Below are 24,789 nucleotides of genomic sequence, written 5' to 3'. Positions count from 1 at the left end.
CCTACTCAAGCATTATTCCTTCCTCTTTCAAAACTTCTTCAATCCTCCCTGACCTTATGATATCAAAGCAAGCATTTATGTCAATATAAAGTTCCCTATCCTCAACAAGAGGATTTACTTTTTCTCTCACCAACCTATATATTCTATCTGTCCCTTTACCTCTTTTAAACCCTTTTCTAAATTCCAATGCCTGTGAGGCTGTCAGAAGCTCTATAGCTAGAACTGTAGTCACATTTTTAAGAACCTCTCTTGCTTTTCTAGCTGCGATTGTGCCCATGCTGACATGGTCCTCCTGGTTAGCAGAAGAAGGAATTGAATCCACCGAAGCTGGATGAGAAAGCACCTTATTTTCAGAAACCAGAGAGGCTGCTGTGTACTGTGCAATCATCATCCCTGAATTAAGTCCTCCTTTCTCTGTCAAAAAGGGCGGTAAATCATTTAATTGATAATTGACCAGCCTTTCAATTCGCCTTTCAGAAATATTTGCAATTTCTGAAAGGGCAATGGAAAGAAAATCCATTGTAAGGGCTACAGGCTCTCCATGAAAATTTCCTCCTGAAATTACCTCTCCATCATCGGGGAAAATCAGCGGATTGTCCGTAGCAGAATTTATCTCTACACCTAAAACCCGTTCAATGTAGGATATGGCATCTCTCACAGCGCCGTGTACCTGAGGAATACACCTTAATGTATACGCATCCTGTACCCTAATTTCTCCCTGCCTCGTTATAAGTTCACTTCCTTCCACCATTTTCCTCACATTTTTGGCAGATACAATCTGCCCTTTATGAGGCCTAACCATCTGAACCCTGTCATCAAAGGCATCTATTATTCCCCTCAAAGCTTCCAAAGTCATAGAAGCCACAGCATCAGCAACGGCAATTATCCTTTTTGCATCATATACATTGAGGCATCCTAATGCTGACATCACCTGAGTCCCATTTATAAGTGCCAAACCTTCCTTTGAGCTTAAAGTAATGGTAGGTATTCCTGCCCTCCTCATGGCTTCTTCTCCAGATACTCTCTCTCCAGCATAAAAAGCCTCTCCCCTACCTATCATAACTAATACCATATGAGCCAAAGGCGCAAGGTCTCCACTAGCCCCCAGCGAACCCTTTTCTGGAATTACAGGCACCACATTTTTGTTTATCATTTCAATTAGCGTCTCAACTGTTTCTAGCCTCACTCCTGAAAAACCTTTAGCCAAAGCATTTGCCCTCAAAAGCATGATGGCTCTCACTACTTCTTCAGGCAATGGATCTCCCACTGCGCAAGAATGGCTCATTATAAGGTTCTTTTGAAGAGCTTCTGTATCCTCTTTAGAGATTACCACGTCACTAAATTTCCCGAAACCCGTAGTAATGCCGTACACCACTTTCCCCTCTTTAACATATCTATCAACTATCTCCCTTGAGTGGACAATTCTCTCTTTCGCCACTTCACTTAACACAACTTCCCATTTATCTCTTGCAACTTTTACCACATCCTCTATTGTCAAATTATTGCCATCAATCACAACTTTTTTCATAACCCCCCTCCTTTTCACGTTAATCCTTTATCACAATAAAATCAAAAAGGCGAGGTAAAACCCCGCCTTCTTTTTCATTATTAAATTGTAAGATACTGTAACCACGCTTCATCCCACTCTTTTCAAACCTTCTTTGTATATTCCTATTCGACAGAAACAAAAAAAATCCTGCTGAATTTTAAAATTTTTAAATTTTAACTCTGATCCAGGCTTGAAAGCACCTCATCAAACACGCCAATCCTGCACTCCTTTTTATTGACATCCCAGTGCCTGCATATCTCACAGCTCCTCTCCTGAGGCGCGACAGACATGACAAAGCTATTCCCATAAAGAGACTGGTCGAGTTCAAAGTCTTCACAACTTCTTCCAACAGCTTTCAATTGCTCAGTGCTGACCACAATCCCACCACCTATTTATATATTTCTCCTAATAGTATCTTCCTTTAATTTTTAATTTATTCCCTTAAAAAATAATAGGGTAGCGCAAACAAAAGTGAAACAAACCACATGACAAACATTGCTATGATTAAATAACTTCCCCATTCCTTCATGTACTTTATCTCTTCCCTTCTCTCTGGTAACTCCTCTTTATAGTATATCTTCTTCACAAGCTTTAAATCATTTATCCAGTAAAGGACATAGAGAATACCTCCTAAAAGCCCCACTCCAGTCCCTATCAATAAAAGGTAATTGCTATAGTAAACATAAGAAGTAAAAAAGCCATTCACTATAATGTTGGCTAAAATAGCCCCTATGCTCAATATGAATCCCAGAACAACTCCCTTTCTCATACTCCACCTCAAAACTCAAAAATCTCTCCCTTGATTATATCACAAAAATTATTTCAAATATTAACAAAATTTAAAATTTGATTTTCAGGCAGGATTTTTAGGTATGGATATAGAATATATATTTGTCCATTTTTTTGGGGTGGGGGTAAAAATGACAAAAAAAAGGCAAAAGTACATAAACATAATGGTCATTCCTGACTCAAACCGGCAAATAAAAACTATAAAGCTATCCATTCCCCTTTTAAAGGCCGTTTCAACAGTGGCCGTAGCCTTGATATTAACCGCGACAATATCTTTAGTATATTTCAGCAAAACTACCGCTCATCTTTACACTGTAATACTGGAAAAAGACAGGCAGATAGCTCAACTCACACAGATAAAAGAAGAACAAGACAGAAAAATTGCAGCTCTTAACAAAAACGCCCAGATGGTAAATGAAAAAATTAAAAATCTCACAGAATTAGAAGAAAAAATAAGGAGAATGGTAGGACTTGCCTCTCCCACTACAAGCCGTGGAAATGTAACAAGAACTCTTCCATCAGATAGCACAATATCTTACGACAACCAAACAACAACTGAGCTTTTATTAGAAATTGACCAGAAGACAGAAGACTTTAAAGATTTGATATCAAAAGTAGAAGCTCGGCTTAATTATTTAGCAGCTCTTCCCTCAGCTTACCCCGTATACGGTACTATAACTTCCCCTTTTGGAATGAGAAAAAACCCTTTTGGATATGGATATGAATTTCACCCGGGGATCGACATATCTGTTCACATAGGAACACCGGTTAAAGCCGCAGGAAAGGGTGTCGTAGTATACGCGGGGTGGCTTGCAGGCTACGGCAAAGCGGTAATAATCGACCACGGATATGGTATTGAATCTGTATACGGCCATAATTCTCAAATCCTCGTAAAAGTAGGACAAACTGTAAATAGAGGAGATGTAATAGCTAAATCAGGAAACACGGGAAGAAGCACAGGACCTCACGTCCATTTTGAAATAAGGGTGAATGGAAGCCCTGTAAACCCGATGAAATATCTAGCAAAGGGGAATTAACATGTTTCAGAAAAAGAGCCAGGTAGAAATAAATCCTGAAAAAATTGATACTGTAATAGGGAAAAACACCTCATTTGAAGGAACCATAAGGTCTGAAGGTACTCTTAGAATAGATGGCAATTTCAGCGGACAAATAGAAACAAAGGGAAATGTGATTATAGGGGAAGGCGCAAAAATTCAAGCAAATATCTCATCCGACAATGTAATTGTCTCAGGAGAGGTTAAAGGCAACATACTGGCAAAGGGACAATTGCAGATCACATCTACTGGAAAAGTATATGGAGATATTGAAGTCCAAAATTTAGTAATAGAAGAAGGAGCCGTTTTTGAAGGCAAATCAAAAATGTCCAAATCTTTCCCTCAGGAGGAGGATAAAAAGGTAGAGGAGTGACCTTTTTATCCTCCTCCTGTTTTATATTATAGGAAGGTATGTCTCATTTTCATTCTGCCCTTCGCTTAAAACCTGTCTTAATATTTCAATTCCTTTTTCTATCTCTTGCACATCGCATGAGGCAAAACTTAATCTCAGAAAATTGTCTTCTTTTTTTATTCCAAAAAACATATCCCCCGGAACTACCAATAACCCTCTCTCAAGACATTTCTGATAAAAGTCTACCGCTTTCCAGTTATCTTTAAGCTTTACCCAGTAGTAAAAACCTCCTTTTGGAATATCAAACTCAAAATAGCTTTCTAACTGGGTAAGCCCTTCTTTCATCTTTTCAAACCTTTCTCTCATTACGCCTTTCACTTCCTCAATGTGTTTCTTCCAGATGTTTTCCCTCAAATATAAATCGAAAGCCCTCTGCATCAGCCCAGAAGTAGTGAGGTCTGTAACATATTTTGCCTTGAGAAAACTGCTCACAAGTTTTTCCGGGGCTATGATAAATCCAAGACGCAATCCCGGCATGTGAACCTTAGAAAAGCTTTTTAGGTATATCACCCTGTCGTACTTATCAAAAGCTTTGAGAGGGAATACATCTGTTTCTGTAAAAGATAATTCAATTGCAAAGTCATCTTCTAAAAGGTAAGTTTCATACTTCTCCGCCAGCCCTACAAGTTTTTCTTTTTTCTCATCGCTATATAAAATACCTGTGGGATTGTGAAAATTCGGCATCACGTATATGAACTTAGGCTTAAATTTCTTCAATTTATCTTCCAGATCCTCTATGTCAATTCCGTCTTTATTTAAATTTACCTCTAGAATATCTGCTCCTCTCGATTGAAAAGAGGCTAAAGCCCATGAATATGTGGGTCTTTCTACGACTATTGTGTCACCGAAATTGATCAAAGCTTTTGACACAACGTCTATCCCCTGCTGGCCTCCTGAGATGACCTGAATGTTTTCAACTCCCGTTTCTATTCCATAAAGCCTCACAAACTTGAGGATAGACTCTCTCAAAGGCTTATATCCCCTGCTGTCCTGATACTCAAAAGCATACCCTCTATCCCTTTTTAATACTCTGTTTATAAGCTCTGCAAACTCATCCACAAGGAAAAGTTCTGGATTTAAGGATGAAGAGGCAAAATTTATAGTCCCCTTTTTGACAGGTATCTCTCTGTGCTCAGAAAGTTCAATATCTTCTATCAAATCTCTATCCCTCTGAATGCCCTCACAGACGTAAGTTCCACTTCCCACTCTGGTGTACACATATCCGTTTTCTTCTAAAAGCCTGTAAGCATTGACCACAGTTATAATATTGACTCCCAACTCTTTTGCCATACTCCTTATTGTTGGAAGCTTATACCCTGGTGGCAAGCTCCCATTTTCTATAAACCTTTTGAGCTGAGAGTAAAGCTGAAGGTATATTGGTGTCTCTTTGTTCCTGTCAATAACAATTTTATTCATACTTTCCCCTCACAATTGTATCGTTACAATTTTCTATATTTATCATAACAAAAATTCTATCCTTTTTCAAAATGAATTATAATCAGGTTGTTGACAAAGTCATTATCTTTTAAGTGGCATTTTGTGTTAATGCTTGTAAGTTACAAAGGACAAAACTAAAGGCTCGCTTTTCGGGCTTCGGCGAGGTCCCGGCCACTTCTCTAATTTTTGCCACCGGTCTGTTATAATATTGATATACTGATGAAAAACTAATATGGAAAGGAGGATTGTTATGTTTCTTTTGCTAAAAGGATTAAACGTCTACTCCCCGGAACCAATAGGCAAAAAAGACATACTAATATGTTGCGAGAAAGTCATAAAAATAGCCGATCAAATAAAACCTTTTAAAGAATTTGGGGATGTAGAAATAGTAGAAGAAGTAGAGGGTCTCACAGCTGTACCCGGCTTTATTGACCAGCACGTTCACATAGCAGGGGGAGGCGGAGAAGGTGGTCCTTCAACCAGAACTCCAGAAATAACTCTATCAGATATAACAAAAGGCGGAATAACTACTGTGGTAGGGCTTTTGGGGACAGACGGAATAACGCGTGGAATGGCTTCGCTTCTCGCAAAAGCAAGAGCACTAGAACAGGAGGGAATAACAACTTATATTTACACAGGAGCTTACGAGATACCTACGCGCACCCTCACAGGAAGTGTAAGGTCAGACCTCGTCTTGATTGACAAAGTCATCGGTACAGGTGAAATTGCGATTTCGGATCACAGGTCTGCACAGCCTACAGTAGAAGATTTAACAAAACTAGCAGCAGAAGCCAGAGTTGGAGGACTTCTAGGTGGCAAACCCGGAATAGTGCACCTTCACGTGGGAGACGGTATAAGAGGCCTTTCTCCTATTTTTGAAATTGTAGAAAAAACCGAAATACCTATTACCCAGTTTGTTCCAACTCACATAAACAGGGCATCTCATTTATTTGAACATGGCTTGAAATTTATAGAAATGGGAGGAACGATAGACCTTACCTCTGACATAAAACCTGACCCCCATTCGAAAACAGCTTTGACCCCAAAAGAGGCGATTAAAAAAGTCCTGGAAAACAAGCTTCCAATAGAAAAAGTCACAATGAGCTCTGATAGCAACGGCAGCATACCTGTGTTTGACGAAAACAAAAAACTGGTAAAAGTAATGGTAGGGAGCACAGAGACACTCTACAGAGATTTAAGAGAAGTAATTATAGAAGGAATTGTCCCTCTTGAAAAAGGGATAAAAATAATAACAGAAAATGTGGCAAAAGTATTGAACTTATACCCCAGAAAAGGATGCATTTCCGAAAAATCTGACGCTGACATAGTCATACTGGACAAAGATTTAAATATCCATTCAGTCATAGCGAGAGGCAAATTTATGATAAGAGAAGGAAAAGTTGTAAAGAAAGGCTTTTTCGAAGAGTAAAAGGAAAAGCAGCATTTTGCGCAAACTCAAGCGCAAAATGCTGCTAATTTTTTTAAAAGGTAGAAAGGTATTTCATCAATTCCCATTGAGTGACATATATTTTGTATTCATCCCATTCCGCTCTCTTAGCTTCCATAAATTTTGTGTACACGTGATTGCCCAAAGCCTTCTTTATAACCTCATCTTTTTCAAGTTCATTTAAAGCTTCTTCAAGTGAGCCGGGTAGTTTCTCTATTCCAAAATTTTTAAGCTCCTCCTCATTCATGTGATACACATTGCCGTTTACAGGTGGAGGCGGCATGATACCATTTTTTATTCCATCAAGCCCTGCTGCAAGCGCAACAGCCAACGCAAGGTATGGATTGCTACTGGGGTCTGGGCTTCTTAACTCTATTCTAGTGGCTTCTCCTCTCTTTGCAGGTATCCTTATAAGAGGGCTTCTATTCCTTAAAGACCAAGCTATATTGACAGGAGCCTCATACCCTGAAACCAGCCTCTTATATGAATTGACTGTTGGATTTGTAACAGCTGTCATCCCTTTAGCATGTTTCATCAATCCACCTATGAAATTATAGCACTCCTTGCTGAGCTCCAACGGGTCATTGGGGTCGTAAAATACATTTTTACCATCTTTTGTAAGCGACATGTTCATGTGCATCCCTGAACCGGCAATACCAAAGACAGGCTTTGGCATAAATGTGGCGTGCAATCCATGCTTTTGAGCAATTATCCTGACTACCATCTTGAATGTCATCACATTGTCGGCAGTAGTTAGTGCATCGTCATACTTAAAATCTATCTCATGCTGCCCAGGTCCAACCTCGTGGTGAGATGCTTCTATCTCAAAGCCCAGTTGTTTTAAAGCTGCCACCATCTCTTTTCTAGCATTCTCTCCCAAATCCACCGGAGCCATGTCAAAATAGCCCGCTTCATCTTGTGTAATAGTGGTAAGATTTCCTTTTTCATCCTTCAAAAACAAATAAAATTCACATTCTGGCCCTACTTTAAATTCATACCCCAATTTTTTAGCCTCTTCCAAATTTCTCTTCAAAACGTATCTTGGGTCTCCCTCAAAGGGAGTTCCGTCGTAATTGTAAATGTCGCATATAAGCCTTGCCTCAACTCCAGATTCTTTTTTCCATGGAAAAATGACAAAAGTGTCAGGGTCAGGTCTTAAATACATATCCGATTCTTCAATTCTCACAAAACCGTCTATTGAAGACCCATCAAACATAATTTCGTTGTTTAAAGCTTTCTCCAGCTCTTCTACAGGAATAGACACGTTTTTCATAATTCCAAAAATGTCGGTAAACTGAAGGTGCACATACTCTACTTTATGTTCTTTTGCCAGCTTCAATACATCCTCTTTGCTGTATTTTTTCCCCATAGTCTTCCTCCTCAAAAAATAGAATTAAGGGTGAAGTTGCCAAAGGCTCCCCACCCCTTAAACTGCCCTTTCCACCCCACAAAATTTTATTCAATTTTAACCAATAATTATTATATCACATTTTTTTCATATTGCAATATAGTTTTAATAAATTTTTGAAATTTTAAAGGTTTACGTTATAATAATATTATGCCTCTTAGAAAGATGAGAGACAGTTCAAGGGGGAGATATTATGAAGAGTTTCACAACAGTCATTCCTTTTATAAAGAGGCATAAATGGGATTACATAATTGGAATCATTTTCTTATTAGGAGTAGACTTGCTTCAGATGATAATTCCTCATCTACTTGGCAGTGTAACCGATTTATTTAAAAGTAAAGATTTAACTCCAAAAATATTACTAAATTACTCTTTGTGGATAATAGGTATATCTTTACTAGTTTTTGCTTTTCGCTTTATTTGGCGCATTAAAATAATGGGAATGTCAAGGCTTTTGGAAAAAGACTTAAGAGAAGAGCTGTTTTCCAAGCTTTTAACCTTATCTCCTCAGTACTATCATGAACACAAGACTGGAGACTTAATGGCTCATGCCACAAATGACATAAACGCCATAAGAATGGCCGCAGGGCCAGGGATAATAATGTCAATTGATGCTTCATTTTTAAGCATCACAATCATCCTCATAATGATTTTTACTATTAATTTTAAGCTGACCCTATTTGCCCTTTTGCCTCTGCCAGTTTTAGCTCTGGTAGTCAATAGATTCGGAAAAATAATCCATGCAAGGTTTACAAAAGTTCAGGAGGCTTTTGCATCGTTAACTGATAAAGTTCAAGAAAGCATCTCTGGGATAAGAGTCATAAAAGCTTTTGTCCAAGAAAAAGAAGAAATAGAAAATTTCCGTCAGGAAAATTTTAGAAATTTTCTTGCCAATATGAACATGATTAAAATATGGGGTCTATTTGACCCGACAGTGCAGTTTTTAGCAGCTTTAAGCTTTACAATAGCTCTTTTATACGGTGGAACTCAGGTAATAAGAGGTGTGATAAGTCTTGGCGAATTTGTCGCTTTCACTGCTTACCTCGGCATGCTCATATGGCCCATGATGGCTTTTGGCTGGGTCATAAATATATTTCAAAGAGGGGCTGCTTCCATGGAGCGAATCAATGTGATATTAAATGAAGTGCCAGAGATAACTGACAAGTTTGCTGATCCAAATATTACTACAATAAAAGGAGATATAGAGATAAAAAATCTGACCTTTTCATACAAAAAAGACCTACCTCCTGTATTGAAAAACATAAACTTAAAAATCCCCAGAGGCAAAACTCTTGCTATAATTGGAAAAACAGGAAGTGGAAAAAGCACTTTAGTAAACTTAATAGCGCGACTCTACACCGTACCTTGTGACAAAATCTTCATAGATGGACATGATATAAACGAAATACCCTTAAAAGTTTTAAGAGAAAATATCGGCTTTGTGCCTCAGGATAACTTCATCTTTTCTGACACGATCGCTAACAACATAGCCTTTACAAAAGAAGAACCTCTGGAAAAGATACAGAAATTCGCTGAAATGGCGGATGTGCATAAAGACATAGTAGAATTTCCTCAGCAGTACGACACTGTTGTCGGTGAAAGAGGTGTAACCCTATCAGGAGGTCAAAAGCAAAGAATAGCCATCGCCAGAGCTTTAATAAAAGATCCAAAGATTTTAATACTTGATGACAGCCTCTCCGCAGTAGATACCAACACCGAAGAAAGGATACTTAATAATTTAAAAGAATTTATGAAGGACAGAACTACCATAATAGTCTCCCACAGAATTTCTACCATCAAAAATGCAGACGAAATTATAGTTCTTGACGAGGGCGAAATAGTAGAAAGAGGTACCCATGAAGAACTGCTAAATTTAAAAGGTTTGTATTACAGTATATATGAAAAACAGCAATTAGAAGAAGCTATACAAAAAGAAGGCTGAGGTGATAAAAATGGAATACCAGCAAGAAGAAATCATGGCAAAGCCTTTTGACTGGAAAATAATGAAACGTCTTCTTACCTATGCAAAGCCTTATTGGTTTTATATACTAATAGGAGTCATAGCAATTTTACTTGTAACCGTCTCAAACCTCTTAAGGCCTTACCTTGTACAGCAAGCAATAGATAATTACATAAACAATCCCCACATCTCCAAAGAACAGGCGATACAAGGTGTAATAAGAATTGGAAGTCTGTACATAGTAATAATAACAGTAGCATTTTTGATAAATTATGGGCAGGTGTACCTCATCCAATACACAGGTCAAAAAATAATATTTAACTTAAGGCAGCAAATTTTTGAACACCTGCAAAAACTTTCCCTATCATTTTTTGATAGAAACCCTGTTGGTAGGTTAGTAACTCGCGTAACAAATGATACAGACACTTTAAATGAAATGTACACAAGTGTCATAACAAACCTATTTAATGATGTGTTCATAATCGCGGGAATCGTCATAGCCATGGTGAGTTACAACTTAAAGCTTGCATTTATCGCTCTATCTACCACTCCTTTGATACTGACAGGAATGTACATTTACAGAAAGCTTGCCTCTCAGGCATATCGCCTTGTGAGAGTGAGACTTGCCCGGATAAATGCCTTCCTTTCAGAACACATAAGCGGCATGAAAATAGTTCAGCTTTTTGTGACTGAAAACAAAAAAATGGAAGAGTTTAAAAAAATCAACAAAGAGTACTACGACGCCAACATGAGACAGCTTACAATATTTGCTATATTCCGCCCTTCTATGGACGTCATTTACTCTCTTACTTTAGCACTTTTGATATGGTATGGAGGCAGAGATATAATCGCTGGAAAAATAGAATTTGGCGTACTGTACGCTTTTGTAAATTACCTTCAACAGCTTTTTCAACCCATATTTGACATATCTGAAAAGTACGACATACTTCAGTCAGCAATGGCCTCTGCAGAGAGAATATTTATCCTCTTAGATACTAAAGAGGAAGTTAAAGACCCTGAAAACCCCATTCCTCTTGAGGAAGTTAAAGGGAAAATTGAATTTAAAAACGTGTGGTTTTCTTACAATGGCAAAGAGTGGGTGTTAAAAGATGTATCTTTTGAAGTAAATCCTGGAGAAACAGTGGCTTTTGTTGGAGCTACAGGTGCAGGCAAAACTTCTATAATAAACCTTTTGTGCAGATTTTACGACATTCAAAAAGGAGAAATATTAATTGACGGAATTGACATAAGAAAAGTAAGGCAGCAAGACTTGAGAAAACACATCGGCATAGTCCTTCAGGATGTATTCCTGTTTACAGGAGACATAAAGTCAAACATAAGGCTAAATAACAAAAACATAACTGACAACGACATATACAGAGTAGCGAAGTACGTAAATGCCCATCAGTTCATAAAAAAACTCCCAGAAGGATATAACTCAAAGGTCACAGAAAGAGGGTCAACCCTTTCAGCAGGTCAGAGGCAGCTTTTAGCTTTCGCTAGAGCTTTAGCATTTAACCCCAAGATATTAGTTTTAGATGAAGCTACAGCAAACATAGACACAGAAACAGAAAGGCTGATACAGGACGCTCTTGAAAAATTGACAAAAGGGCGCACTACGCTTGTCATTGCCCATAGGCTTTCCACAATACAGCACGCTGACAAAATAATAGTCCTTCACAAAGGCCGCATAAGAGAAATAGGAACTCATCAGGAACTTCTTCAGAAAAAAGGCCTTTACTACAACCTCTATATGCTGCAGTATAAAGATCAGCTGTCAGAAAGTAAAATCAGCTAGCATACTGCCAAGTGAGGAGGGGCATACTATTCCTGAGGTGGTAATATGAGAAAATTTATAAAGCTCTTAAGCGCCCTCCTCATAATTGCCTTGATATTTAACATGACAGGATGTAAAAAACAGGATAAAGCGCAAAAAAAGCCCCAAACTTCACAAAAAACCGAAATACCAAAAGAACTTACAAAAATAGAAAAGGACATAGAAAAAATAATCAGTGAGGCAAAAAAAATAAAAGAAAAACCCTCTTCAACTTCTTCTAAAAAAGATTCTGACAAAGATAAGAAAAAAGAAACCTCAACAAACGAAAAAAGCTGGAAGGAGATAGAAAAAACTGTAAAAGACATTCACAGCAACTGGAACTCTTTAAACCCTATAGTCACAAAGAAAGGCGCCAAGTTAAACTTGATAAACAGTATGAGCGCCGCTATCAACGACCTTACTTTAGTGGCCAATAAAAAATCAAAAATAGACGTGTTAATCTACGCTAACGGAATATACAAATACATTCCTGAGTTAGAAGGGCTCTTTTCCACCGACCCTTCTTTAGATATAAAAAAGCTTAAATTTTATGGGCAAGATATTGACTTCAAAAGCGAAATACAGAAATGGGATGAAATTTCCAAAGATTTAATAGACATAAGTTCTACATGGCAGACTCTAAAAACAAAATTGCCCAAAGAAGCCAAAACTTCTGCTGACAAATTTAATGCAAGCATATCAGAGCTTCAAAAGGCAGTAAAATCCCAAAATAAAGTGCTGACAAAAGTGAAAGCAGAAGTTTTCCTTAAAAACCTAAAATCTTTAGAAAAAGTTTTAGAGCCTAAAAAGTAAAATCTGTACACTTTTTAGGCTTTTTTATCTCATGTAATCCTTATTTTATTGACTTCATATAATAGTAATGATATATTTTAAATAAGCAAATCACTTTAATACAGCATAAAATTAAAAAAGCCCGAATTAGAGGAGGATTAGAATAATGGGAGTTAATGTGGCAATTGTCGGAGCTACCGGTATGGTAGGAAGAACTTTTCTAAAAGTAATGGAAGAAAGAAATTTTCCTGTCAATAAGCTGTACTTATTCGCATCATCCAAATCTGCCGGTGAAAAACTCTATTTTAAAAACAAAGAGTACATCGTAGAAGAACTTACAGAGGAAAGCTTCAACAGGGACATACAAATAGCTTTATTCTCAGCAGGAGCTACTGTGAGCAAACAATTTGCCCCAATAGCCGCATCCCGTGGAATAGTAGTAATAGATAATTCCAGCGCATGGCGCATGGATGAAAACGTGCCTTTGATAGTTCCAGAAGTAAACCCAGAAGACATATCATGGCATAAAGGAATAATAGCAAACCCCAATTGTTCCACCATACAGGTGGTAGTGCCTTTAAAGCCCCTTCATGACAAGTACAGGATAAAGCGCATTGTCGTATCTACTTATCAGGCAGTGTCAGGGGCAGGCAAAAAAGGCATAGATGACCTCGAAAGAACGCAGAAAGGAGAACCACCCCAGGTATTCCCTCATCCAATAGCGAATAACTGCATTCCCCACATTGACTCCTTCACCCCGAGCGGATATACAAAAGAGGAACTCAAAATGATAAACGAGACGAAGAAAATAATGAAAGATGACTCTATAAAAGTCTCTCCAACCACAGTAAGAGTTCCTGTAGTAAATTCTCACAGCGAATCTGTAAATGTAGAATTTGCTCGGCCCTATGAGATGAAAGAGTTAATAGAAATTCTAAAAAATGCCCCCGGAGTTGTAGTGATGGACGACCCTGAACATAACCTATACCCTCTTGCCACCTTTGCTACAGGGAAAGACGAGGTATTTGTGGGGAGAATAAGAAGGGATGAGACAGTCTACAGCGGTGTGAACATGTGGATTGTGGCGGATAACATAAGAAAAGGTGCGGCAACAAATGCCGTGCAGATTGCTGAACTTGTAATTAAAAATATGTGAAAGGAGAATAGAGCATGCCTGTATTTAAAGGTTCATGTGTGGCCATAGTGACCCCTTTTACTGAAAATGGAGTGAATTTTGACAAACTTGGCGAATTGATTGAATGGCATATAAAAGAAGGAACAGATGCAATCCTCATATGCGGAACTACGGGTGAAGCTTCCACAATGACTGATGAAGAGCAAAAGGAAGCCATAAAATTTACAGTAGAAAAAGTGGCAAAGAGAATACCAGTTATTGCAGGAACCGGTTCGAACAACACTGCTCATGCGATTGAACTCAGCGAATACGCACAATCAGTCGGAGCAGATGCTCTTTTGGTCATCACCCCTTATTACAACAAAACAACACAAAAAGGATTGGTAGCTCATTTCACTGAAATAGCACGCCACGTAGATATACCTATTATAATCTACAACGTGCCCAGCAGAACATCTTTAAACATGTTGCCTGAGACGTACTTAGAAGTCAGGAAAAAAGCAGAAAATGTGGTGGGAGTGAAAGAAGCAAGTGGAGACATATCTCAGATCGCTGAAATCGCCCGCATAATGGGCAAATCTTTTGAAATATACTCAGGAAATGATGACCAGGTAATACCAATCATGTCTTTAGGAGGTCTTGGAGTGATCTCTGTAACAGCAAATATAATTCCTGCAAAAATCCATGAGATGACGACAGCATACCTCAATGGAGACATTGAAAAAGCAAGAGACATGCAGTTAGAACTAAATCCCTTAAATAAGGCCCTTTTCATAGAGACAAATCCAATACCTGTAAAAACAGCCATGAACCTCATGGGCTTTGGAGTGGGTCCTCTTCGCCTGCCGCTTGTTGAAATGAGCGAGAAAAACCTTGAATACCTAAAGTCAGTTTTAAGGCAGTATGGCCTTTTAAAGGAGGAAAATTGATGATAAGGCTAATAATCCACGGCTGCAATGGAAAAATGGGAAAAGTAGTAGCAAAGCTGGCAAAAGAAAATCCTGAATTTGAAGTAGTAGCAGGAGTTGACAAAAACACCTTCCCTCTAGACTTCCCTGTATACTCTGACCTAAAAGAAGTAAAAGAAGAAGCAGATGTAGTCATAGACTTCTCCTATCACGAAGCCATTCCAAATTTAGTAAAAGAAGCTGCAAAAAGAAAAATTCCTGTGGTCATTGCCACAACAGGCTTGAGCGAAGAAGAATTAAAAACAGTGGAAGAAGCTTCAAAAGAGATACCTATCTTCAGATCTGCCAACATGTCTTTGGGCATAAACGTGCTGATAAGCCTTGTAAAAGAAGCAGCAAAAGTTTTAGAAGGATTTGATATAGAAATCGTAGAAAAGCATCACAACATGAAAAAAGACGCGCCGAGCGGCACAGCACTTATGATAGCAGATGCAATAAATCAGGTTCTTCCTGAGAAAAGAGAATACGTGTATGGAAGGTACACAAAAACAGAACAAAGAAAGCCAAATGAGATAGGAATACATGCAGTAAGAGGAGGGACAATAGTAGGAGAACACGATGTAATCTTCGCAGGGCCCAATGAAGTAATAACAATTTCTCACTCTGCCCAGTCAAGGGAAGTCTTTGGATATGGAGCTTTAAAAGCAGCTAAATTTTTAATAGGTCAAAAACCTGGCTTATATACAATGGAAGACCTTGTAAAGAAAGGATGATAAACTTGAACACAAATGATAACCTGACGAACGCCTATGAAATTGCAAGATACATCAAAGAAGCAAAAAAATCCACTCCAGTAAAGGCATATGTACAGGGGAAGATCCAGGTAGAAGAAGAGGAAGGATTGAAAATATTTGGCTCTGAAGACTTTAAAATACTCATTGGAGAATTAGAAGTTGTAGAAAAAGTCATAGAGCAAAACAAAGACAGAATAAAGTATTATCACTTGGAATATGACAGAAGAAACTCAGCAATACCACTTTTAGATATAACCCATCTGGATGCAAGAATAGAACCGGGAGCAATAATAAGAGATAAAGTCAAAATAGGCAAAAACGCTGTGATAATGATGGGAGCAGTTATAAACATAGGAGCAGAAATCGGCGAAAACTCAATGATAGATATGAACGCTGTGATAGGCGCAAGAGGTATCATAGGGAAAAACGTCCATGTTGGTGCAGGAGCTGTTATAGCAGGAGTTCTAGAACCTCCAAGCAGTGTACCTGTTGTAATTGAAGACAATGTAATGATTGGGGCAAATGCTGTGATATTGGAGGGCGTCAGAGTAGGCCGCGGCGCTGTGGTCGCAGCAGGCTCAGTGGTAATTGAAGATGTACCACCTAATACAGTGGTGGCAGGTGTACCTGCTAAAATCGTCAAAGTAGTAGACGAAAAAACCAGGGAAAAAACAAAATTAATGGAAGACTTAAGAGGTTAAAACAAAACACCCGAGTTTTCGGGTGTTTTTTCTGACCTTTTTATTCTGTTTTTTGCAATTCTTTTTCCACTACCTCCATGCGGGTTATAGATACTTCATAAGCAACTTTTGTCACCACTTCGTCTCCCAACTTTTTCTGATATTCTCTGCTCTGCACTCTCCCCCACAACCTTATGCGGTCTCCCACCTCAAGTTTTTCAGAAAACCTAGCATTTCTACCCCACGCAATTACAGGTATGTAATCAGATTTATTATAAGGCCTGTTTACAGCAATCAATAAATCAGTTATCTCTCTTCTTAAAGGCGTAGTCCTGTACACTGGCTTTTTACATATGAATCCATCCAAAAAAATTTCATTAGGGTTTTTTACAACTTCCTCCTCCGGGACAACAGAGATGTCGCGGGCAAACACAGTGAGAATGAGCTTGTTTTTCCCCTCTTCTGGAGATTTTCTGTTGTAAGACCTCAATTGCCCTTCAATCTTCACCCTTGTCCCCACTTCCAAGTTCATTCCCTCGAAGAGCCGGTTAGAGATAGTTATCGGAAGGTAGTCTTTCGTTTCGCTCAACCTTGGTACCTCTAAAATAAAATTAAAAAATTTTTCTCCGTAAAGTTCATGACTGAATTCAAGGAGTGTAAAAACCTTTCCAACCAGCGTGACGGTATTGTTTTCTAAAAAATTACCTGCCATCCGTTCACTCTCCCCTTCCCCTTATGTGTCCTTTTAAAAATATATTAACCCTACACCCCGATTATGACAGGCGATTCAAAAAATTTTTCTCTTCCTTCTAATAACGTCAACAATGTAACCGCAAACAATGAGTTATATATATTATACTGTTCCGGCGTTTTTATTTCAACAGGTATTTCCATAGGCTCAATTAACTGGCCCTTCAAATTATTAAACGCTCTCTGCACACAGTAATTAAACCTGTATCCTCCTTCTTCATAGGAAATAGATGAAGCAGTAGCTGTGCATTTCGGGTTTAACCCAGCTGTAATCAAAGTAAAACTAAAACCCATATCAAAAAGCAAATTTACATCCTTTACATCCCCATTAGCTATTATAACATTTGGAGGAAGAGTATTGATATAATTTTTTAATAAATTCACATGTTTTTCATCAAAAACATCGTAAATCACCAATACATCACAAGGCAAGTTGTAATTCACCTCTTCTACTGAAATACCACGCCCCTTAAAAAAATCCTCCAGAAATTTTTTTAAAGCAATTGCTTTTTTACTTCCAAATACAAAAATCTTTTTCATAAAAATTCACCTCTTGTGTACTTCTAATCCTTATTTTCCTACAAAATCAATGAATTTATTATAAAAAAGCGAGATAGGAAATTACTCCTATCTCGCAAACCAGTGATGACCTATTACTGTAGTAACAGGCCTTGTCCATATCCACCAGGAGGTAGAAGTCGCTGGGTTGAAAAAATACAAAGCTCCTCCTGTTGGGTCCCAACCGGCTAAAGCAGCATCAGCCGCTTTAAAAGCTTCCAGGTCGGGCTCGTGGTTGAAAAATTCTCCATTTAGCACAGATTCAAAAGCATAAGGCTGGTAAATAACTCCTGCTACTGTATTGGGGAAAATTCCGCTTTTTACTCTATTCAAAATCACTGCTCCAACTGCTACCTTCCCTTCAAAACTCTCTCCTCTAGCCTCAGCATATATCATCTTAGCAATTAAATACCTGTCCACCAAGTAATTGTAGTAATCACTGTCCTCTTTTATAGGAACTAAAAGTTTTTCCCCTGGATATATCAAATTATCCCACTTATTATTTGCCTGCCTTATGCTGTCCAAATCGCTTCCATACCATGTTGCAATCAAATACAGGGATTCTCCCCTTGATACCACGTGCACCTTCGTATAAGCATAAGCCTGAGAGACTACTCCAAAAGCCATCACAAAAGCAAGTATTACTGCTACAACTTTTTTCATAGCCTTCTTCCTCCTTTCTATTGTTGTTTTTCAACAATAGCAGGAGTTAAATTCGTTTACAATTATAGCTCCTTCCTCCTTTCAAGACAACTCTCGTATCTTCTCATTATCCCCAATTAAAGGCTATTATCCTCTGTTATGATATACTATGCTTATATATTCTCATATATACTCATTTATTGAACATTTCCATAAATGTAAAAATATTGATTTAAATTTTGTTGACACTCTTTTAAACAAAATGCTATAATTGTCTTTGATAACCTTTATCAAAAAGAAAGTGCTATACCTCTAACTGCCCTCGCTGTAGGAATTTTAGTAAAAAGGGATAAAAAAACAAAAAGTAAAAGCTTGCTATAAAAGAAGCAGCTATACATCATCTAAGAAATTACTAACGTAATCAATTATTTTATTTCTAATTGTTTTTTCTTCATAGCCCTTTGATTTTAATTCATGATATTTCCCGGCTATAAACTCGTATAAATCGTATCTGTCAATGCTCCTTTTCCCAAAAGGAGTTATGATAAAAAATTCATCAAACGTTTCTGTATTAATAATTTCTTTTTTATAATATTTGGAAGGCAATAAAGCAGAATCTAATTTTATAAATTTTCTGTTAATCTGAAAATTAGCTAGAAAAGCCTTGGAACAGATGAGCTGTATGAGAGACTTCAACTCCCCAATGTTACCTTCATACTTAAAGAGAGAAAGTAAAGAAAGCAGATGGGAAGAAATAATAATATCCACACCTAATCTCTTGGATTCTTCCCTTAAGAGATAAACAATTATTTCCATCTTCTCCTCGACCGGTCTTTCATCAAATGAAGGAAGTTGAATTATAACAGGTATTCTTCTTATAAAAGTCCTCAAGAGTATCGAATCAATTTTTTCTGTAGTAGCTGCAATAATCATCACATTTACCTTTCTTTCCTCTGTGTCTCCCAGCCTTTTATACATTCCTTTATCTATAAGATAAAAAAGCATTTCTTGACCTTCCGGAGGAAGGCGATGAACCTCATCTAAAAATAGTATCCCATTATTCGCTTTTTCTACCAAACCTATTCTTTCAACAAAAGCTCCTGTATAAGCACCTTTTGCATGACCAAACAGGTGAGAGAGGAGAAGCTGAGGATTGTGGTAATAATCTGCACAGTTTAAAACCTCAAAAGACCCTTTCAATCCTTTTCGACGCCCAAACTTATACATACTTTCCGCCAAATAAGTTTTGCCCGAACCGGGTGGTCCAATAATGAGAGTATGTAATCCGTTAGGCGGATAAACTACCGCAGCTTTTGCCTGCTCTATTTGTTCCTTCAAACTACCGTTATATCCAATGATATTATCAAAACCAAAAGCTTCAACTCCTACCTCTTTAATTTCACTCACAACATTTATCAATTCACTGAAGTTGATTTCATATTTAATTCTTTTCCCAAAAGCTTGAATAAAAATTTCTTTTTCAACGTAATAGACCGGTTTAGAAACTATTTTAATAATTTTTTCTTCTCTTACAAGTTCATTCAAAATAGCTGATACATTAGAACGCGCGAGGTTAAGGATTCTTGCTATCTCATTTGTAGTAGCAGCACCGCTTTTACTTAAAACGAAATCTTCCAATTTGAAGTTTTTACTTTTTTCTACCACAACTTTGTAAACCTTATCCTTATTGCACATACTTATCACCATTTTCACTGCTATACATTCTTTTCCTTCCATATATTTATTATTTAGATATAGACCCAAATTTTCCTTCATTGTCATAAAAAGATTTTTTCAACATAATTCGTCAAAATTTTACATATGGTCACATGTAGGCAAAAAATTCAGGGCTCAGTGTATAAAAATCTGTATAAAAAAATAGACATTTAAAAAATTCCGCTCAGTTTCACTTATACACAATGAACTGGCATAAAAATTGCTTCTCTCTTTTTATAAAAGATATTTTTGGAGGGGGTGATAATCATTAAGTGAAAAATTTTCTTCAATAGAACAAGAGTAAACTTATTTTTAAGGAGGTATGAAGAAAAATGAAAAAACATCAGTTAGCAAAAATTTTACTTTCTCTAGCGCTAATTATAAGTCTAATTTCGCTAAACGAAATACTAGTACAAGCTCAACCTAACCAAATAAACCTGCCTATAGATTCTCCTTCTAAAATTTACCCTTCTTCACCTCAAAAAATTTCAATGCAAGATTCCAATAAAAATAAAATTTTTGACAACTTAGAGCAAAGACTGCTTAATAAACCAGATAGCGAAGAATTCCCTGTTATAATAACCTTTAACAAACCCGTAAGTGATGCAGATATATTCACTATCGCAAAAAACATCGGAAAATTTAATATAAAACATAGATATAAAATTATACCCTCAATTGCTGCCAATCTAACTAAAAGTCAAATTAATGTATTATCTAAATTAGAAATAGTAAAGCAAATTGAGTACGATGAACCTGTATATGCTACTTTAGATACCGCAACAAAGTGGTTTGGAATCACAAAAGCACGGAGTGATTTTGGAGTCACAGGAAAAAATATAACAATAGCAATTATTGACACAGGCATAGACGGAAATCACGTTGACCTCTCAGGTGGAAAAATAATAGGATGGAAAGACTTTATCAACAACAAAACTACACCATACGACGACAATGGCCATGGAACTCACGTAGCAAGTATTGCTGCAGGTACAGGTGCTGGAAACAGTCTTTACAAAGGCGTTGCTCCTGATGCTTTGTTAGTAGGAATAAAAGTTTTAGATGCAAATGGAAGCGGCAGCATGAGCACTGTAACTGCAGGAATTGACTGGGCTGTTCAAAATAAAGATGTATACGGAATCAAAGTTATAAATTTAAGCCTCGGCACTTCTACAAGTTCTGATGGAACTGACTCTACCTCATTAGCAGTGAATAGAGCAGTAGATAGCGGTATTGTAGTAGTTGTAGCAGCAGGAAACTCTGGCCCTGCAAAATACACCATAGGGTCCCCTGGTGCTGCGGAAAAAGCCATAACAGTCGCAGCAATGGCAGATGTAGGTGAACTTGGCTTTAACCTTGCAAGCTTTTCCAGCCGCGGTCCTACTGCTGACGGAAGAATAAAACCTGACATTGCGGCCCCAGGATATAATATAACTGCCGCAAAGGCGAATTCTGTAAATGGATATGTAACATACAGCGGTACAAGCATGGCAACACCTTTTGTAGCAGGAACTGTTGCTCTTATGCTTAACGCTAATCCAAATCTCACTCCAAATGATGCAAAAAATATAATAATGTCTACTGCAAAAAGCTGGGGACCTCCAAGCAAAAACGTTGACTATGGTGCAGGAAGATTGGATGGCTATGAAGCTATAAGGGTAGCAGGTAATTTTAGAGGAAATAATATTGATGTACCAAATCATTATTACATTTCAGGTTATCTGCCCGGTTCTCGTTACAGTGATATTTGGACTTTTAACGCAACAAATACAAGTTATCCAATCGCAATAACATTAATAATTCCTGACTGGGCAAATTACAATCCCGATTTTGATATATACCTCTATGATCCAAGCGGCACACTTATCAAAAGCTCTACAGGGACTCAAAGGCAAGAAACAATAACAATACTTCCTTCACAAACTGGTACCTACTATATTAAAGTTTATTCATATAGAGGTAGTGGCAATTATTTCTTTGATTTAAGCGCTGGAGGTAGTGAACCTGTAAAATATTAAGTAATACCTCTTAAAATAACCCAACCCTGTTGAGCAAGGAATCCCTTGCTCAACAGGGTTTCCTTAGATCAGTTCATCCTATTTTTTAGCATTTGCCTTCTACAGAATATTTATGCTCTTTTTTAGCACCTCTTTTCCCTTTCTTTGTTTTTTCCATTCAGCCGAAGTTTTTGATAGTTGTATATTACACATCATACATATTCTGGTTTTTGTTTCTGATAGTTTTACTTAATTTTGCATATCCCCTATATTGCTAATGATACTCCATTTGTCTCTCCAATTTCTTCTTTTAATATCACATATTTAATTTTTTGTATCTATAATGTTCTGATTGACTTGTTATGATTTAAGAGATACAATTGATATTAAGATACATACAAATACCAACACAATTGTAAGGAGGAGTAGAACAATGAATGAAAGGTATGAACTAAATAAAAATTTAGCCCAAATGCTAAAAGGTGGTGTCATCATGGATGTGACAACACCAGAACAGGCAATTATTGCGGAAAAAGCAGGTGCTGTTGCTGTCATGGCACTTGAAAGGGTTCCAGCTGATATTAGGGCAAGAGGCGGAGTTGCAAGAATGTCAGACCCTAAAATAATAAAGGAGATAAAGGCAGCAGTATCAATCCCTGTTATGGCAAAAGTTAGAATTGGGCATTTTGTGGAAGCACAGATTTTAGAGGCACTCGGGATAGATTTTATTGATGAAAGCGAAGTTTTAACCCCTGCAGATGAGATGTACCATATAAACAAATGGGATTTTAAAGTGCCGTTTGTATGCGGTGCGAGAAACCTCGGAGAGGCTTTAAGGCGCATAGGAGAAGGAGCTTCAATGATAAGGACAAAAGGAGAGGCAGGGACTGGAAATGTAGTAGAGGCTGTAAGGCATATGAGGACGATAAATGCCGAAATAAAAAGGCTTACAACTTTAAGGGAAGACGAACTTATGGCTGCTGCAAAAGAACTTCAGGCGCCCTATGACCTTGTAAAATATGTTGCACAACACGGAAGACTTCCAGTTGTGAATTTCGCAGCGGGAGGTATTGCCACACCGGCAGACGCGGCACTTATGATGCAACTGGGTGCAGATGGAATTTTTGTGGGTTCAGGAATATTTAAATCGCAAAACCCTGAGAAAATGGCAGCTGCTATAGTAAAAGCCACAACATATTTTGATAGGCCGGAAATAATTGCGGAAGTTTCAGAAGGGCTAGGAGAAGCGATGGCCAGCATAGATATAAGGCAACTGGAAGAAAAAGATTTATATGCAACAAGGGGATGGTAATTTGCGCGTAGGAGTTTTGGGAGTTCAAGGCTCTGTTAAGGAACATATGGATAAATTAAAGCTTATAAAAGGAATTGAAGCGGTAGAGGCAAAGGACAGGGACACTATATTAACTCTCGATGCCCTCATTATTCCAGGTGGCGAAAGCACTGCAATAGGAAAAATACTTGTAGATTTTGGGCTTAAAGATGCCATTTTAAAGTTAAACGAGAGAAAAGTTCCTATATGGGGTACTTGTGCAGGAATGATACTTATGGCTAAACATATAGTTAATGATGAGAGGATACACCTTGGAATAATGGATATTACTGTTAGACGAAATGCTTACGGAAGTCAGATTGACAGTTTCAAGACACGACTTATAATACCAGCAGTATCTGAAAATGAGATAGAAGCGGTGTTTATAAGAGCACCATATATAGAGAGTGTAGGGGATGGTGTTAGGATACTTGCAAAATATGAGGGTAAAATTGTTGCGGCACAGCAGGACAATTTACTTGCTACAGCATTTCATCCAGAACTTACAGATGATTTAAGCTTTTATAGATATTTTTTAAGGCTTAACTCTTAAGCCTTTCAGTTTGTTGACAAAACAAAATTTAAGCCCCTGTTTTCCTAGTTCCGGAAACAGGGGCTGTATATATCTGGATAAAATTTTCTTTAAAACTCCAAATAATGGATAAAAATTTAAAGTACCCAAAGGGCGAGACTGTAAAAAATTTTGTGTAAACTGATTAAAAACCTCTTTCTTGGTAAGAATTAGAATATATACTAAACCAAGAAGGAGGTTTTAAAAATGTCACTATTGACAAAAGAACAATTAAGAAATTTCATTAGTGAAAACAATATTCAATCTATTCCAGACCTTTATACATCATTAAAAAACCTTTTTAAAGATACTATTCAAGAAATGCTTGAAGCAGAACTTTCAACAGAACTTGGCTACGAAAGATACGACAAAAAAGACAAAGATACTCAAAATTCAAGAAATGGCTATAGTCAAAAGACAGTAAAAACGCAATTTGGTGAGATGGAAATTGATATTCCAAGAGATAGACAAGGAGAATTTGAACCCAAAATAGTTCCAAAATACAAAAGAGACATATCAGGAATTGAAGAAAAAGTAATAGCTCTATATGCAAGAGGTATGTCAACTTAAGATTTCATGACCAAATAAAAGACCTGTATGGAATAGAACTATCTGCAGAAATGGTAAGTAAAATAACCGAAAGAATAGTACCAGAAATAAAAGAATGGCAATCAAGGCCATTAGAAAAGATATACACTTTCATATTTATGGATGCCATCCATTACAAAGTAAGAACAGACGGTCATATTATCAATAGAGCGGCTTATGTAGTATTAGGGGTAACGATAGAAGGCATAAAAGATGTATTAGGGATTTGGATTGGAGAAAGTGAGAGTTCAAGATTCTGGCTTGGAGTATTAAATGAGCTAAAGAACAGAGGAGTAGAAGATGTTTTAGTATTTTCTGTAGATGGATTAACAGGGATAAAAGAAGCAATACAAGCAGCATTTCCAAAATCAGAGATACAAAGATGTATAATACATCAATTAAGGAACTGCTTCAAATAATGTAAGGATTTTTATCCACCCCAATATTTAATATAG

22 protein-coding genes and 1 pseudogene are annotated in these 24,789 nt (G+C 37.4%); 14 read left to right on the top strand and 9 right to left on the bottom strand.

The features are described 5' to 3' along the window. Position 1: 1 nt before the first annotated feature. The 3 genes from hutH to EV203_RS02890 form a co-directional block, all read right to left on the bottom strand. A complete protein-coding gene (gene hutH / locus EV203_RS02900; RefSeq protein ID WP_132039106.1) occupies positions 2 to 1,528 on the bottom strand; it encodes a histidine ammonia-lyase in 1,527 nt (508 codons plus the stop codon). Positions 1,529 to 1,722: 194 nt separating this feature from the next. Continuing rightward, positions 1,723 to 1,926 (bottom strand): hypothetical protein, encoded by a 204-nt coding sequence (locus tag EV203_RS02895; protein WP_132039105.1) that lies wholly within the window; start codon positions 1,924 to 1,926, stop codon positions 1,723 to 1,725. Positions 1,927 to 1,982: 56 nt separating this feature from the next. Further along, complete coding sequence (locus EV203_RS02890) at positions 1,983 to 2,318, bottom strand: hypothetical protein (protein WP_132039104.1); 336 nt, start codon at positions 2,316 to 2,318, stop codon at positions 1,983 to 1,985. Between the two features lie 151 nt (positions 2,319 to 2,469). On the opposite strand from EV203_RS02890, the gene EV203_RS02885 reads away from it, so the two are divergent. Then, a complete protein-coding gene (locus EV203_RS02885) occupies positions 2,470 to 3,375 on the top strand; it encodes a M23 family metallopeptidase (protein ID WP_132039103.1) in 906 nt (301 codons plus the stop codon). A gap of 1 nt (position 3,376) precedes the next feature. Next, positions 3,377 to 3,766 carry a bactofilin family protein gene (locus tag EV203_RS02880; protein ID WP_022587150.1) on the top strand — a complete coding sequence of 130 codons (390 nt, stop codon included), beginning with the start codon at positions 3,377 to 3,379 and terminating at the stop codon, positions 3,764 to 3,766. Positions 3,767 to 3,787: 21 nt separating this feature from the next. Here EV203_RS02880 and pdxR read toward each other — a convergent pair whose 3' ends face one another. Then, positions 3,788 to 5,221, bottom strand: a complete 1,434-nt coding sequence (gene pdxR / locus EV203_RS02875) for a MocR-like pyridoxine biosynthesis transcription factor PdxR (RefSeq protein ID WP_132039102.1) — start codon at positions 5,219 to 5,221, stop codon at positions 3,788 to 3,790. A gap of 271 nt (positions 5,222 to 5,492) precedes the next feature. On the opposite strand from pdxR, the gene iadA reads away from it, so the two are divergent. After that, positions 5,493 to 6,671, top strand: coding sequence for a beta-aspartyl-peptidase (gene iadA / locus EV203_RS02870; RefSeq protein ID WP_132039101.1), 1,179 nt, complete (start codon positions 5,493 to 5,495; stop codon positions 6,669 to 6,671). 52 nt (positions 6,672 to 6,723) lie between these two features. Here the strand turns inward: iadA and glnA are convergent, their stop codons facing one another. Beyond that, complete coding sequence (gene glnA / locus EV203_RS02865) at positions 6,724 to 8,058, bottom strand: type I glutamate--ammonia ligase (RefSeq protein WP_132039100.1); 1,335 nt, start codon at positions 8,056 to 8,058, stop codon at positions 6,724 to 6,726. Positions 8,059 to 8,290: 232 nt separating this feature from the next. Between glnA and EV203_RS02860 the strand changes: the two genes are divergently transcribed. The 7 genes from EV203_RS02860 to dapD all read left to right on the top strand — a co-directional run bounded on the left by EV203_RS02860 (position 8,291) and on the right by dapD (position 16,203). Beyond that, positions 8,291 to 10,039, top strand: coding sequence for an ABC transporter ATP-binding protein (locus EV203_RS02860; RefSeq protein ID WP_132039099.1), 1,749 nt, complete (start codon positions 8,291 to 8,293; stop codon positions 10,037 to 10,039). A gap of 10 nt (positions 10,040 to 10,049) precedes the next feature. Further along, complete coding sequence (locus tag EV203_RS02855) at positions 10,050 to 11,855, top strand: ABC transporter ATP-binding protein (protein WP_132039098.1); 1,806 nt, start codon at positions 10,050 to 10,052, stop codon at positions 11,853 to 11,855. Positions 11,856 to 11,900: 45 nt separating this feature from the next. Then, entirely contained in the window at positions 11,901 to 12,686 is a 786-nt protein-coding gene (locus EV203_RS02850; protein WP_043883811.1) for a hypothetical protein, read from the top strand. 145 nt (positions 12,687 to 12,831) lie between these two features. Then, a complete protein-coding gene (locus EV203_RS02845) occupies positions 12,832 to 13,821 on the top strand; it encodes an aspartate-semialdehyde dehydrogenase (RefSeq protein ID WP_009609875.1) in 990 nt (329 codons plus the stop codon). A 14-nt stretch (positions 13,822 to 13,835) separates the two neighbouring features. Beyond that, the gene (dapA, locus tag EV203_RS02840; RefSeq protein WP_022588624.1) at positions 13,836 to 14,729 is read left to right on the top strand and encodes a 4-hydroxy-tetrahydrodipicolinate synthase; all 894 of its coding nucleotides are present in this window, start codon (positions 13,836 to 13,838) and stop codon (positions 14,727 to 14,729) included. Beyond that, on the top strand, positions 14,729 to 15,481 hold the full coding sequence (gene dapB, locus EV203_RS02835; protein ID WP_009609837.1) for a 4-hydroxy-tetrahydrodipicolinate reductase: 753 nt from the start codon (positions 14,729 to 14,731) through the stop codon (positions 15,479 to 15,481). The genes dapA and dapB overlap by 1 nt, the downstream gene beginning before the upstream one ends. Then, positions 15,478 to 16,203 (top strand): 2,3,4,5-tetrahydropyridine-2,6-dicarboxylate N-acetyltransferase, encoded by a 726-nt coding sequence (gene dapD / locus EV203_RS02830; RefSeq protein ID WP_009609870.1) that lies wholly within the window; start codon positions 15,478 to 15,480, stop codon positions 16,201 to 16,203. Before dapB ends, dapD begins: the two co-directional genes overlap by 4 nt. 40 nt (positions 16,204 to 16,243) lie before the next feature. Here the strand turns inward: dapD and EV203_RS02825 are convergent, their stop codons facing one another. The 4 genes from EV203_RS02825 to EV203_RS02810 all read right to left on the bottom strand — a co-directional run bounded on the left by EV203_RS02825 (position 16,244) and on the right by EV203_RS02810 (position 19,869). Next, positions 16,244 to 16,894, bottom strand: a complete 651-nt coding sequence (locus tag EV203_RS02825) for a single-stranded DNA-binding protein (protein ID WP_132039097.1) — start codon at positions 16,892 to 16,894, stop codon at positions 16,244 to 16,246. Positions 16,895 to 16,944: 50 nt separating this feature from the next. Next, entirely contained in the window at positions 16,945 to 17,472 is a 528-nt protein-coding gene (locus EV203_RS02820; protein ID WP_132039096.1) for a Mur ligase, read from the bottom strand. Positions 17,473 to 17,559: 87 nt separating this feature from the next. Then, on the bottom strand, positions 17,560 to 18,153 hold the full coding sequence (locus EV203_RS02815; RefSeq protein WP_132039095.1) for a cell wall hydrolase: 594 nt from the start codon (positions 18,151 to 18,153) through the stop codon (positions 17,560 to 17,562). Positions 18,154 to 18,522: 369 nt separating this feature from the next. Next, positions 18,523 to 19,869 carry a sigma 54-interacting transcriptional regulator gene (locus EV203_RS02810; RefSeq protein WP_243700564.1) on the bottom strand — a complete coding sequence of 449 codons (1,347 nt, stop codon included), beginning with the start codon at positions 19,867 to 19,869 and terminating at the stop codon, positions 18,523 to 18,525. Positions 19,870 to 20,180: 311 nt separating this feature from the next. Here EV203_RS02810 and EV203_RS02805 point away from each other — a divergent pair, with 311 nt between their 5' ends. From EV203_RS02805 to EV203_RS02790, 4 genes and pseudogenes are all read left to right on the top strand, one after another. Continuing rightward, the gene (locus EV203_RS02805) at positions 20,181 to 21,866 is read left to right on the top strand and encodes a S8 family serine peptidase (RefSeq protein WP_009609843.1); all 1,686 of its coding nucleotides are present in this window, start codon (positions 20,181 to 20,183) and stop codon (positions 21,864 to 21,866) included. Positions 21,867 to 22,278: 412 nt separating this feature from the next. Further along, entirely contained in the window at positions 22,279 to 23,157 is an 879-nt protein-coding gene (gene pdxS, locus EV203_RS02800) for a pyridoxal 5'-phosphate synthase lyase subunit PdxS (protein ID WP_004397232.1), read from the top strand. A 1-nt stretch (position 23,158) separates the two neighbouring features. Further along, positions 23,159 to 23,728 carry a pyridoxal 5'-phosphate synthase glutaminase subunit PdxT gene (gene pdxT / locus EV203_RS02795; RefSeq protein WP_207910860.1) on the top strand — a complete coding sequence of 190 codons (570 nt, stop codon included), beginning with the start codon at positions 23,159 to 23,161 and terminating at the stop codon, positions 23,726 to 23,728. A gap of 225 nt (positions 23,729 to 23,953) precedes the next feature. Then, positions 23,954 to 24,750: pseudogene (locus EV203_RS02790) on the top strand (IS256 family transposase); the annotation flags it as partial. Between the last annotated feature and the right edge of the window lie 39 nt (positions 24,751 to 24,789).

This window comes from Caldanaerobacter subterraneus, assembly GCF_004345675.1.
Lineage (GTDB): Bacteria > Bacillota > Thermoanaerobacteria > Thermoanaerobacterales > Thermoanaerobacteraceae > Thermoanaerobacter > Thermoanaerobacter subterraneus.
The sequence above is the reverse complement of the archived record's forward strand: the minus strand, read 5'-3'. Positions and strand labels throughout refer to the sequence as shown.